Source organism: Glutamicibacter sp. NPDC087673, assembly GCF_044743255.1.
Classification (GTDB): Bacteria; Actinomycetota; Actinomycetes; order Actinomycetales; family Micrococcaceae; genus Glutamicibacter.
Map to the genome: position 1 here is coordinate 823,156 of NZ_JBIUWB010000001.1, position 12,005 is coordinate 835,160.

Annotated in this window: 12 protein-coding genes; 5 read left to right on the forward strand and 7 right to left on the reverse strand. The window is 57.7% G+C overall.

Translation table 11 applies throughout. From position 1 onward, the window contains the following. Window positions 1-91: 91 nt before the first annotated feature. The 7 genes from ACIOTL_RS03840 to rpmH all read right to left on the reverse strand — a co-directional run bounded on the left by ACIOTL_RS03840 (window position 92) and on the right by rpmH (window position 4,317). The gene (locus ACIOTL_RS03840; protein WP_105658699.1) at window positions 92-1,015 is read right to left on the reverse strand and encodes a ParA family protein; all 924 of its coding nucleotides are present in this window, start codon (window positions 1,013-1,015) and stop codon (window positions 92-94) included. A gap of 177 nt (window positions 1,016-1,192) precedes the next feature. Continuing rightward, window positions 1,193-1,834, reverse strand: a complete 642-nt coding sequence (gene rsmG, locus ACIOTL_RS03845) for a 16S rRNA (guanine(527)-N(7))-methyltransferase RsmG (protein WP_400341847.1) — start codon at window positions 1,832-1,834, stop codon at window positions 1,193-1,195. A gap of 46 nt (window positions 1,835-1,880) precedes the next feature. Further along, entirely contained in the window at window positions 1,881-2,408 is a 528-nt protein-coding gene (locus tag ACIOTL_RS03850) for a R3H domain-containing nucleic acid-binding protein (protein WP_133833763.1), read from the reverse strand. Window positions 2,409-2,410: 2 nt separating this feature from the next. Next, window positions 2,411-3,385: a membrane protein insertase YidC gene (gene yidC / locus ACIOTL_RS03855; RefSeq protein ID WP_400289703.1), complete on the reverse strand. Its 975-nt coding sequence runs from the start codon at window positions 3,383-3,385 to the stop codon at window positions 2,411-2,413. Beyond that, the gene (gene yidD, locus ACIOTL_RS03860; RefSeq protein ID WP_105662201.1) at window positions 3,385-3,762 is read right to left on the reverse strand and encodes a membrane protein insertion efficiency factor YidD; all 378 of its coding nucleotides are present in this window, start codon (window positions 3,760-3,762) and stop codon (window positions 3,385-3,387) included. Before yidD ends, yidC begins: the two co-directional genes overlap by 1 nt. Next, window positions 3,762-4,115 (reverse strand): ribonuclease P protein component, encoded by a 354-nt coding sequence (rnpA, locus tag ACIOTL_RS03865; RefSeq protein WP_105658694.1) that lies wholly within the window; start codon window positions 4,113-4,115, stop codon window positions 3,762-3,764. Before rnpA ends, yidD begins: the two co-directional genes overlap by 1 nt. A 64-nt stretch (window positions 4,116-4,179) precedes the next feature. Next, on the reverse strand, window positions 4,180-4,317 hold the full coding sequence (rpmH, locus tag ACIOTL_RS03870) for a 50S ribosomal protein L34 (RefSeq protein WP_075972541.1): 138 nt from the start codon (window positions 4,315-4,317) through the stop codon (window positions 4,180-4,182). A 516-nt stretch (window positions 4,318-4,833) separates the two neighbouring features. On the opposite strand from rpmH, the gene dnaA reads away from it, so the two are divergent. From dnaA to gyrB, 5 genes are all read left to right on the forward strand, one after another. Continuing rightward, window positions 4,834-6,270: a chromosomal replication initiator protein DnaA gene (gene dnaA / locus ACIOTL_RS03875; RefSeq protein ID WP_105658693.1), complete on the forward strand. Its 1,437-nt coding sequence runs from the start codon at window positions 4,834-4,836 to the stop codon at window positions 6,268-6,270. Window positions 6,271-6,736: 466 nt separating this feature from the next. Further along, on the forward strand, window positions 6,737-7,864 hold the full coding sequence (gene dnaN, locus ACIOTL_RS03880) for a DNA polymerase III subunit beta (RefSeq protein WP_105658692.1): 1,128 nt from the start codon (window positions 6,737-6,739) through the stop codon (window positions 7,862-7,864). Between the two features lie 58 nt (window positions 7,865-7,922). Continuing rightward, the gene (gene recF, locus ACIOTL_RS03885; RefSeq protein WP_332726980.1) at window positions 7,923-9,086 is read left to right on the forward strand and encodes a DNA replication/repair protein RecF; all 1,164 of its coding nucleotides are present in this window, start codon (window positions 7,923-7,925) and stop codon (window positions 9,084-9,086) included. Beyond that, window positions 9,079-9,636 carry a DUF721 domain-containing protein gene (locus ACIOTL_RS03890; protein ID WP_105658690.1) on the forward strand — a complete coding sequence of 186 codons (558 nt, stop codon included), beginning with the start codon at window positions 9,079-9,081 and terminating at the stop codon, window positions 9,634-9,636. The genes recF and ACIOTL_RS03890 overlap by 8 nt, the downstream gene beginning before the upstream one ends. Window positions 9,637-9,979: 343 nt before the next feature. Then, entirely contained in the window at window positions 9,980-11,983 is a 2,004-nt protein-coding gene (gyrB, locus tag ACIOTL_RS03895) for a DNA topoisomerase (ATP-hydrolyzing) subunit B (protein ID WP_208294252.1), read from the forward strand. Window positions 11,984-12,005: the final 22 nt, after the last annotated feature.

Below are 12,005 nucleotides of genomic sequence, written 5' to 3' on the forward strand. Positions count from 1 at the left end.
CGAATCTCGCATCCGCATCAGATAGATCTGGAAAAACAAACGAAAATCTAAGGGGATGATCTTTTCCAGCGTGAAACGTATTTATAAGGTCTTACGCGCCTCGTTCAGCCATCTCTACGGCTGCTTCGGAGTACGACAATGCACCAGTCGAATTTGGATCATAAGTAATGACGGTCTGCTGGTAGCTCGGCGCTTCAGAGATTCGTACCGAACGAGGGATGACGGCCTTGAGCACCTGCTCTGGGAAGTGCTCACGGACTTCGTTGGCGACCTGCGCGGCCAAATTCGTGCGACCGTCGTACATGGTCAGCAGTATCGTCGAAACCGTCAGCTTGGAGTTCAAATGCTTCTGGATCATTTCAATGTTCTTCAGTAGCTGGCTCAGGCCCTCGAGCGCATAGTACTCGCACTGGATTGGGATGAGAACTTCACGAGCGGCAACGAAGGCGTTAACGGTCAGCAGGCCTAGGCTTGGCGGGCAGTCGATGAAGACGTAGTCCAAGCGAGGCAGCCCCTTGCGCTGGCGGGTACGCGCGTAGTCATCCAGGGCGCGCTGCAGGCGCTGTTCGCGGGCTACTAATGAAACCAACTCGATTTCAGCGCCTGCCAGGTGAATGGTTGCAGGAGCGACCTGCAGGGTTGGCAAGTCTGGGCATGTAGCTACTACGTCAGCCAATGGAAGATCATTGATTAACACGTCATAAATGCTGTCTACTTCAGCGTGGTGTTCAATGCCCAGCGCGGTAGAAGCGTTGCCCTGCGGGTCGATATCAATGACCAGGACGTTTAGCCCGCCCTTGGCTAGGGCGGCGGCAAGGTTGACCGTGGTCGTCGTCTTGCCTACGCCACCCTTCTGGTTGGAAATGGTGAAATAGCGGGTCTTCTCAGGCATTGGCACCTTGCGGGCCTCCAAAGCTTCGCGACGACGATGTTCACTAGCTATCTGAGTAGCCAAAGGCGAGGACGAGTCGTTGAAATCAAACGCGCTATCCGATGAATCCTTAGTCTTAGACAAAGGTAAAACTCCTCCTCGTGAATTGATGCACCTAATGCTCATGGCGTGCACCGATAATGTTTCACGTGAAACATTCAAAACAAGTCATGCAGATTGCGAAATGGCTTCATCCTCGAAAACTATGAGGATGAAAGCCATTTCGCTTCTATAACTATTTAACAGACTATCGCGTCAACCTTAGCCAACCTTGATGCGAACCACCGTGCTTGGCTCTGCAAGGATGCTTTCGCCCACAGTGAGCACTTCGGTTTCCCTGCCGCCAAGCTTGCGGATCGCCTTGGTAGCCTTAGCGATCTCTTCGACAGCGGAGCGGCCCTTGATGGCGATGAGCTCGCCCTGTCCGTGTAGCAATGGAATAGTCAGTCCAGCCAAGTTGGTCAGAGCAGATACGGCACGGGCCGTGACATAGCGTGCGTTGACGACGTCGACCATCTGCTCTGCACGGCCACGCATCACGGTGACGTTGTCCAGACCCAGATCATCGATAACCTCGGAGAGCCAGATGCAGCGGCGCTCCAGAGGCTCAATAAGCGTCAATTTGAGGTCCGCGCGGGCAATTGCCAAGCAGAGCCCTGGAAGGCCAGCACCGGAGCCTACGTCGGCTACCTCGGCGTCCTTCTCCATGACCTCTTCGATCACGGCGCAGTTGAGCACGTGACGGGACCACAGACGGGGTACTTCCCGTGGGCCAAGAAGCCCGCGCTCAATGCCCGAGGTCGCCAGATGCTCCACATAGCGCTTGGCAAGATCCAGGCGGTCACCGAAGATCTTCTCGGCAGCCAGGGTCTCTTCTGCAGTAAGGCTGAGGTCCTCAGTCATGGTCGTTGGTCCTTAGGTCGATCAGCACGCTCTCGCGTGATGGTTCTTAGCTGTCCAGTACCGAAATAACGATATGGCGTCGGGTCGATTCACCCTCGGATTCCGAGTGCAGTCCTGCATCGGCGATCACGTCGTGCACGAGCTTGCGCTCGTAGGCGCTCATTGGATCCAAGTGGGTCTTCTCGCCGGTTTCGCGTACCGACGCAATAGCATCTTCAGCGATCTTGCGGAGCAGTTCTGCGCGCTCTGCGCGGTAGCCGGCAATATCCAGGATCAAGCGCGAACGTTCACCGGTAGCAGTGAGCACTGCCAGCCGGGTGAGTTCCTGGAGGGCATCGAGGACTTCTCCATCCTTGCCTACGAGGCTCTCCAACGAGGCGTCTGCGTCCTCGGCAAGGATCGAGATGTAGGTGCGGCCACCGCGGATCTCGATGTCGATATCGCCGTCCAGATCTGCAATGTCCAGAAGCTCTTCGAGGTAGTCGGCGGCGACGTCGCCCTCGTCCAGAACTTCCTGGTCGTCTTCGATCTGGTTTTCCAGTTCTGGTGCGTCGATGTTCTCAGTTGCAGTCATGGCTACTTCTTCTTTCGACGGTTCTTGCGCTGCGGCTGTTCACGCTGGCCCTTGGCCTGTTGCTCCGCCGCGGCGGCGGCAGCGGCGTCAGCGTCTTCCTTCTTCACGCCTACTGGAGGCAGGCCCTTGGCGGCGCGGCGAACGTTAAGTTCGCGCTCTGCTTCCGAACCAGGGGTCGGGTTGTTGCGGATAACCCAGAACTGCTGGCCCAGGGTCCACAGGTTCGAAGCGGTCCAGTAAATCAGCACACCGATTGGGAAGTTGATACCACCGATACCGAAGACCAGGGGCAGGATGTACAGCATCATTTTCTGCTGCTGCATGAACGGGCCCTCGAGGGCCTCCTTGCTCATGTTCTTGGTCATCAGCTGTCGCTGGGTGAAGAACTGCGATGCGGTCATTGCAAGGATCATGACAACCGCAACGATGATCACTGCCCAGTTGATGGCACCGGAATTGATGGTGCCCAAGAAGGTCTCCGACAGCGGAGCGCCCAGGATCGAGGAATTGTCGAAGCTGCGGATGTGCTCAGCGGACAGAGCGCCGATCGAACGTCCATCATCGCTGGCGCGGGAGGCTTCGTTCAGAACGCGGAACAGCGCGAAGAAGAACGGCATCTGCACGAGCAGGGGCAAGCAGGAAGACAGCGGGTTGGTCTTATGCTTCTTGAACAGCGCCTGCTGCTCCTGAACCATAGCCTGGCGCGACATCTGGTCGGTCTTGCCCTTGTACTTGGCCTGCAGCTTGCGCAGATCAGGCTGCAGTGCCTGCATCGCGCGCTGGGACTTGATCTGCTTGACGAACACTGGGATCAGCAAAGTACGGATCAGCAGCACGAGGAAGATGATCGACAAGGTCCAGGTAACACCCGAATCCCCGTTCATTCCAATCGCGGTGAACAGTTCGTGGAATGCCCACAGAACCCACGAGACTACGTACGTAAACGGAGTCAGTATCGTGTCTAGGAAGTTGTTCATCAGTGGTCGAGCTCCTTGCGGCCGCTTTCCGCGGCGTCTTCATCGTCGGGAATCACAGGATGATTCAGAACTATGATCCTCGGCAGTTTGCCTTCTGGCCAAATCCTCGGTCCCTCAGGAACGTGGTCGACGCCTCCGTGGGACCACGGATTGCATCGGAGAATCCGCCAAGTGGTCAATCCGGCGCCTTTGACAACGCCGTGCTGAGTCACTGCTTCGAGCCCATAGGCAGAACAGCTAGGAAAGTATCGGCATACATCGCCATATAGTGGCGAGATGAGTTTTCGGTAAGTCTTGAGCAGCCCGATAACGATGTTGCGTGGGATATCGATGATGAACCACAGCAAACCGGTACGCGGAGCTAAGTCCTTACGCATCAGCGCGCCTCAATCTTGCGCAAAACAGCGGAGAAGGCTGAATTGACCTGGGAGTTGAGTTCTTCCCAAGAGAGTTCGGCGGCGCCAGGAAGTGCACGGAAGACGAAATCGACGTCGCCGTCCACGCGCCGCAGCTCGTGGGCGATTTCCCGCATTCGTCGTTTGGTGAGGTTCCTTTTAACGGCAATACCTACAGCCTTGGAAACAATGAATCCAAACCTGTCACCAAGGAACTCTTCGGTTTCTCGGTGCCGTGCATATAGCACGACGTTCCGGCGTCCGCTTCGGACGCCGGAACGTACAGTGGCTGTAAGGTCTTGCGCTAGGCGCAGTCGCTGATTCTTAGGCAACATCGGCTTCGGGTTGCTCTTTAGCTGAGCTCGTTGAAGTCATGCTGCCAAGAGCTGTTTCGCAAATTTATGCGGACAGCTCGGTGCGACCCTTGCCGCGACGTGCCGAAAGGATGGCACGACCTGCACGGGTACGCATACGAAGGCGGAAGCCATGCTTCTTCGAACGACGACGGTTGTTAGGCTGAAAAGTCCGCTTGCTCACGGTGACACTCCAAAACGTTTTAGATGATGCGTACTACCCGTTACTAGCTAGCTGGATAACAACAGGATGACGCTCGTGCTTTTTATAAAATGCGCTTTTTTCGCGGGCTCTTCCAAAAATGAGCAAGTCGCAAAAAGATGCGCATAGGACTGAATAACAATAGAAAACTATGCGCGCAAGGTCAAATTGGCGCAAGAGTTCTGCCCATGCTCCCTGCTTCGAGAGTCGGCCTGTGAATAATCTACCCCAGACTTGTGGATTAAGGCTGTGCATAACGAAAGAAAATTCACAGTTTTCCGCAAAACAGCTAGTCATCTCGCAGCGAAAAACGCTTGATTTCAAGGGAAAACCCGTTTTCCACAGTAATAACACCCGGTTTTTCCACGGAGCTGTGCATAACTGTGTGGATGATGGATAGAATCAATGCAGACGTGGTCCAGAAAACGACGTTTTAGAAGCCTGGAAACAGGATTCTTGTGACCAAGATTGCATTTAAACGGAAGCGGGGCGCCCTTAGTGAGCAGCGACGAAACCAATAGCATTGGTAGCTCTTGGCGCCAAGTCATCCGGAAGATCGAGGATGATGATCGCGTCAAGGCGCGTTACCGTGCCTTCGTATCGCTGGCTAAACCTCAGGGACTAATCGGTACGACGCTCTTAGTTGCGGTACCCAATGACCTCACCCGCGATATTCTGCAGACTCAGCTGCGCGAGCCGCTGGATGAAGCACTGCGAGAAGTCTTCCAGGACGAGATCCGTTGCGCCGTCAGCGTTGATCTCTCGCTCTCGGATGAGCTCGAAGAAGATGAGCCTGAAGCCAAAGCCGCCGCGCCGTCAGCTCCAGCAGTCGTTGAGACTCCTGGTCCGCGCCCCCAGCCAGCACCGCAGCCAACTCCCCCATCGAATTCGCAGGAGTTCGGCCGGCTGAACCCGAAGTACATTTTCGACACCTTCGTGATCGGCTCATCGAACCGCTTTGCCCACGCCGCAGCCGTTGCTGTTGCCGAAGCGCCGGCCAAGGCCTACAACCCGCTGTTCATCTATGGTGATTCAGGTCTGGGCAAGACTCACTTGCTGCATGCCATTGGCCACTACGCACGCCATCTCTACAAGGGCATCCGCGTGCGCTACGTGAACTCCGAAGAGTTCACCAATGATTTCATCAACTCGATCCGCGACGACGAGGGCGCAAGTTTCAAGCAGACTTACCGCAATGTCGACATTCTGCTCATTGACGACATTCAGTTCTTGGCCAACAAGGACGCTACCCAGGAAGAGTTCTTCCATACCTTCAATGCGCTGCACAACCACAACAAGCAGGTTGTCATCACCTCTGATCTGCCTCCCAAGCAGCTGCAGGGATTCGAAGACCGCATGCGTTCGCGCTTCGAGTGGGGCCTGCTGACCGATATTCAGCCACCAGAGCTGGAGACGCGTATTGCGATTTTGCGTAAGAAGGCCGACGCCGAAAATCTTTCAGCTCCAAGTGATGTCATGGAGTACATTGCTTCGCGTATTTCCACGAATATCCGGGAACTCGAAGGTGCTTTGATCCGTGTCACCGCTTTCGCGTCGCTGAATAACCAGCCCGTGGACCTTGCATTGGCCGAAACCGTGCTCAAGGACTTGATCAGCGAAGACGGGGCCCAGGAAATCACGCCGTCGACCATCATCAAGCAGACCGCAGAGTACTTCGGACTGAGTATTGATGAGCTGAACAGCAAATCGCGAACTCGTACTTTGGTCACCGCGCGCCAGATCGCAATGTACTTGCTGCGTGAGCTTACCGACATGTCGTTGCCGAAGATTGGTGCAGAACTTGGCGGCCGCGACCACACCACCGTGATTCACGCAGATCGTAAGATCCGTGAGCTCATGGCTGAGCGTCGAGCGATCTTTAATCAGGTCACCGAGCTAACCAACCGGATTAAGCAGAGCCAGCGGGAGCACTAGCGGCGAGAAATCACAGGTGTGGATAAGACTGTGGATGATTTGGTGAAGACCTGCGGATAAGTGCGCAAACCATGTGGACGTTAAAAATCGTGGAACTGAGTATCAACAGGATGGTGGAACTGAGTCTCACGTTCAACCACAGATTGTTCACATGCACAATCGTGGGCGGGTCTGGGGTTACAGGCCTTATCCACAGTATCCACAAGGGTTATTAACACTTCTCCTTTAAACCCTTAATCATCCAAATAACGAGTCCACTCCACACCCTCGAGCCAAATCCTGTGCAGAACAATTTTTTTGTTGCATCGTCCACACTTCGTTCATTGAGCAGACGTTGCGCTATCAGGGCGTGGCAAGATTAGATGGATAAAACGTGCAATTACCTGCTCTATGCTTAAGAACTTGGCGAGGGAACAACCTTCTTGGCCTGACTTAAGACTTATGGGTTCCGAAAGGCGGATTTTTCGTGAAGTTCAGCGTTGAAAAGGATGTATTGGCAGACGCCGTATCCTGGACTGCCCGGTCCCTGGCACAGCGACCACCATCACCTGTTTTGGCTGGCATTCTCATCACCACCCATGAAGGCCTGGTTCGGCTCGAGGGATTCGACTATGAGATTTCCTCGCATATTGAGATTCCCGCGGACATTTCTGAGCAGGGTTCGATCTTGGTTTCCGGCAAGCTCTTGGCTGAGATCACCCGATCGCTGCCTAACTCGACGGTCACCTTGGAGACCGAAGGCTCGAAGATCTCGCTGACCTGTGGCCGTTCACGATTCCACCTGGCCACCATGCCAGTTGATGAATACCCAACCCTGCCTGAACTTCCAGCTATCGCCGGCACTATCGATGGCCAAGCATTCTCCGAAGCTGTATCGCAGGTTATCGTTGCGGCGTCCAAGGACGACACCTTGCCAGTTCTCACCGGCATCAAGGTTGAAATTGAAAACGACCTGATCACGTTCTTGGCCACGGACCGCTACCGTCTGGCTCTGCGTGAACTCAATTGGACTCCTAACCAGGCGGAAATCTCGACCTCCTTCCTGATCAAGGCCAAGACCCTCAACGAAGTTGCCAAGACTCTCTCGAGCTCTGGCGAGCTGAAGCTTGCAATGAGCGAGAACGGCGAAATGGTTGGCTTCGAAAGCTCCAACCGCCGGACCACTTCGTTGCTGATCAATGGCGAATACCCGAAGATCCGCTCGCTGTTCCCAAGCGACACCCCAATCCATGCCACCGTTCGCACCAGCGAGCTGATGGAAGCTGTTCGTCGTGTATCGGTGGTTGCCGAACGCAATACCCCAGTTCGCATGGCTTTTACCGATGGTCAGCTGACCTTGGATGCCGGCACCGGCGAAGACGCGCAGGCTGAAGAAGCTATTGTTGCGTCTCTTCGCGGCGAAGACATCGTCGTGGCCTTCAACCCGACCTTCTTGTCCGAAGGCCTGAACTCCTTCAATACCGATTTCGTGCGCTTCTCCTTCACCAGTGCGCCCAAGCCGGCCATGCTGACCGGCCAGAAGAAGCTGGATGAGGATGACCAGGACCAGTATCGCTACCTCGTGATGCCGGTTCGGTTGCCCAACTCGAACTAAGCCAATTTCGTGGTGGATGGCTTTAGCCATCCACCACCTTCTTTCTGTCAGGACCTCGGTGTATATCTCGCAGCTTTCACTCACGGGCTTCCGCTCGTATGCGCAGGCCGACGTGCACCTGGCCCCTGGGATCAACGTTCTGATCGGCCCCAACGGCGTCGGCAAAACCAATATCGTTGAGTCCGTTGGCTATTTGGCCAATCTCTCTTCGCATCGCGTGAGCAATGACGCCCCGTTGCTGCATTTCGGTTCTGAGCGCGCGCTGATCCGCGGCACCGTGCATCGCGGCCCGCAAACCACGGTGATCGAGGTCGAAATCACCAGTGGCAAGATCAATCGTGCCCGCATCAACCGGGCCAACCCGGTTCGCGCTCGGGAGATCCTGGGCATGGTGCGCACCGTGCTCTTCGCCCCGGAGGACATGGCACTGATCAAGGGCGACCCGTCCAACCGCCGCAAGTTCTTGGACGAGCTCCTGGTAGCCCTGCGCCCGGTAGAAGCCGGCACCAAGAACGACTACGACCGCATCGTGAAGCAACGCAATGCCCTGCTCAAATCCATCCGCGGCAAGTCCAAGCTGAGCACCTCGCAGGAAAACACCCTCAAGGCCTGGGATCTGCAGTTGGCCTTGACGGGCGCTCGATTGATCCGCGGACGCCTTGACGTCCTGGCCTTGATTCGCCCGTACATGCAGGCCGCCTACGCGGATTTGGCCGATGGCGCGAAGGAAGCGCGCGCCGTCTACCGGTCCTCGCTCGAGGGCGAACTCGATGAAAACAGCCTGCCGGCAGAGGACCTTGAATCCTTGGACCAAGAAGAAATCCAGGAACTGCTGCTGAACGCCATTGAAGTTAATCGCGGTCGGGAAGTCGACCGCGGAATTTCGCTCTTTGGACCGCACCGGGACGATCTGACCCTGATCCTGGGACCGACCCCTGCCAAGGGCTATGCCTCGCACGGGGAAACCTGGTCCTTTGCCCTGGCCCTGCGCCTTGCCGCCTACCGTGTTTTCGGCGATGACGATCCGCGCCCAGGTTCCGGACCCATCCTGATCCTTGATGATGTCTTTGCCGAACTGGACACCACCCGTCGTGATCGTCTGGCGCATATCGTTGCCGGAGCCGAGCAGGTTCTGGTGACCGCCGCCGTTGTCGAAGATGTTCCAGAAGCACTGAAGGGACATTTCTTCCAGGTCTCCCCTGGCCAGGTTGTCGATGCATGAGCCATCAGAACGGGATGAACACCGCTTCGATCCAGAGATCGATGCGGCCAAAGCACTGCTCAACCGCATGCGGAAGCTCGCCGAAGAACGTGGCGAGAAGCGCATAGATGCGGCGCGCATGGACAAAGTGCGCAAGCGAAAAGCCGCCCGCCGCGGATTCGCCGCTGAAAAGCCGGAATCCGCCGAGGGGGCGATCCGCGATCCGCGCGCCATCGGCGAAGTAGTCTCCCGCTTGTCCAAGTCCCGCGGCTGGAACACCCAGGTCGCGGTCGGATCGGTACTCGGCCGCTGGCCCGACATCATTGGCGTGGAGAACGCGAAGCACTGCAAGCCGGAATCCTTTGAAGACACGGTGGTGGTGATGCGCTGCGATACAACAGCGAGAGCTGCGCAAATGCGCCTGCTCAGCCACGATATTCTGAAGAAATTCGATGCCGAGTTGGGTCCCGGGATCGTCACCGTGATCAAGGTGCTCGGGCCTAATGCTCCCTCCTGGCGCCATGGCATGCGTTCGGTGGCCGGCCGGGGTCCACGCGACACCTACGGGTAGAAATTGCTGGCACGGCATATGGCGCACTCACGGACCCGGAGGGTGGATCCCCCCACACTTGATCGCCCCAACTGCCTCAGAACGTCAATTAGCAGCTTTTGGTGGGCGATTTAGGCCTCAAAGTCACCGTTTATTTTGGTCTACGCGGTAGAATTAGAGGTAGTGAAATGACTCCGCTGCGGGCTTGCCCGGCGGCGGTGTCCCTCCAGACCATGATTGCCTGACGCGCTGAATCCATCGCAGCGGGCAATCGCGCGCCAAATCCGAGGAGTTCGTAGCACCCGTGTCTACCGAAAATGCTTCACCGCAGGAACCGGCTGAAAGCCAAGCCCCCGCGGAATCGATGACTTCCAAAGTCGAACACACTTACGGCGCCCAGGATATTACCGTCCTCGAAGGACTCGAAGCGGTACGCAAACGCCCGGGCATGTACATCGGTTCCACCGGCCCTCGAGGCCTGCACCACTTGGTCTACGAAGTCGTCGACAACTCCGTCGATGAGGCGCTGGCTGGCTACTGCGACACCATCAACGTCACGCTGCAGGCCGATGGCGGCGTGCGCTGTGAGGATAACGGCCGCGGCATCCCAGTAGACATCCACCCAACCGAGGGCAAGCCAACCGTAGAGGTTGTCATGACCATCCTGCACGCAGGCGGCAAGTTCGGCGGCGGCGGCTACGCGGTCTCCGGCGGCCTGCACGGTGTGGGCATCTCCGTGGTGAACGCCCTGTCCGAGAAGGTCAACACCATCGTGCGCCGCCAGGGCCACGCTTGGCGCATCGGCTTCGGCAACGGCGGCCACACCGTCCAGGAGCTGACCAAGGGCGAAGAAACCGAGCTGACCGGCACCAGCCAGACCTTCTACCCGGATCCGGAAATCTTCGAGACCACCGAATTCGATTTCGAGACGCTTCGCGCCCGTTTCCAGCAGATGGCCTTCCTGAACAAGGGCCTGCGCATCACCCTCACCGATGAGCGAGTGCAGGACAACGAAGAGCCCGAGGCCGAGGTCGAGGAGGAAATCGAGAACCAGGTAGTCAAGCCGCGCACGGTGGACTACCTGTACAAGGACGGCCTGCTGGACTACGTCAAGCACCTGAACGCCGCCAAGAAGATCGAACTGGTCCACGACGAGGTCATCGCCTTCGAATCCGAAGATGCTGCCCGCGGCATCAGCCTGGAAATCGCGATGCAGTGGACCAGCGCCTACGCCGAATCCGTGCACACCTACGCGAACACCATCAACACCCATGAAGGCGGCACCCACGAAGAGGGCTTCCGCGCGGCCCTGACCGGCCTGCTCAACCGCTACGCACGCGATAACAAGATCCTGCGCGAAAAGGACGACAACCTCACCGGCGAGGACGCCCGCGAAGGGTTGACCGCCGTGATTTCGGTCAAGCTCTCCGAGCCCCAGTTCGAGGGCCAGACCAAGACCAAGCTGGGCAACTCGATGGCCCGAGGCTTCGTCCAGGGCGTGGTCAACGAGGAACTGGGCGACTGGTTCGAGCGCAACCCGAACGTGGCCCGCGACATCATCCGCAAGGCCCAACTGGCTTCGCAGGCCCGCATGGCCGCCCGCAAGGCCCGCGACAACGCCCGCCGCAAGTCGCCGATGGAATCCTTCGGCATGCCGGGCAAGCTCTCGGACTGCTCCTCGAAGAACCCTGCCGAGTGCGAAGTGTTCATCGTGGAGGGCGACTCCGCAGGCGGCTCCGCCAAGCGCGGACGCGACCCGCACACCCAGGCCATCCTGCCACTGCGCGGCAAGATCCTGAACGTGGAACGTGCCCGCCTGGACCGCGCGCTGGGCAATGCCGAAGTGCAGGCGATGATCACCGCCTTCGGCACCGGCATCGGCGAAGAGTTCGACATGGCCAAGCTGCGCTACCACAAGATCGTGCTGATGGCCGATGCCGACGTGGACGGCCAGCACATCACCACGCTGCTGCTGACCTTGATCTTCCGCTTCATGCGCCCGCTGATCGAGCACGGCTACGTCTACCTGGCAGCCCCGCCGCTGTACCGCATCAAGTGGTCCAATGCGCCGCATGACTACGTGTTCACCGACAAGGAACGCGACCAGGAGCTGCTTGCCGGCCAGGCCGCCAACAAGCGCCTGCCCAAGGACAACGGCATCCAGCGCTACAAGGGCCTGGGCGAGATGGACTACTCGGAACTGTGGGACACCACCATGGATCCGGAGCACCGTACGCTGCGCCAGGTCACCATGGATGACGCGGCCGCCGCGGACGAGGTGTTCTCCGTGCTGATGGGCGAGGACGTCGAGTCCCGCCGTAACTTCATCCAGCAGAACGCCAAGGACGTGCGCTTCCTGGATATCTAGCCGGCCGCCGCCACCACAGATA

Excerpts from the sequence above, each read along its gene's own strand:
- rsmG (WP_400341847.1), bottom strand. The coding sequence starts at position 1,834 with ATGACTGAGGACCTCAGCCTTACTGCAGAAGAGACCCTGGCTGCCGAG.
- yidD (WP_105662201.1), bottom strand. The coding sequence starts at position 3,762 with ATGCGTAAGGACTTAGCTCCGCGTACCGGTTTGCTGTGGTTCATCATC.
- rnpA (WP_105658694.1), bottom strand. The coding sequence starts at position 4,115 with ATGTTGCCTAAGAATCAGCGACTGCGCCTAGCGCAAGACCTTACAGCC.
- ACIOTL_RS03850 (WP_133833763.1), bottom strand. The coding sequence starts at position 2,408 with ATGACTGCAACTGAGAACATCGACGCACCAGAACTGGAAAACCAGATC.
- gyrB (WP_208294252.1), top strand. The coding sequence starts at position 9,980 with ATGACTTCCAAAGTCGAACACACTTACGGCGCCCAGGATATTACCGTC.
- yidC (WP_400289703.1), bottom strand. The coding sequence starts at position 3,385 with ATGAACAACTTCCTAGACACGATACTGACTCCGTTTACGTACGTAGTC.
- ACIOTL_RS03890 (WP_105658690.1), top strand. The coding sequence starts at position 9,079 with ATGCATGAGCCATCAGAACGGGATGAACACCGCTTCGATCCAGAGATC.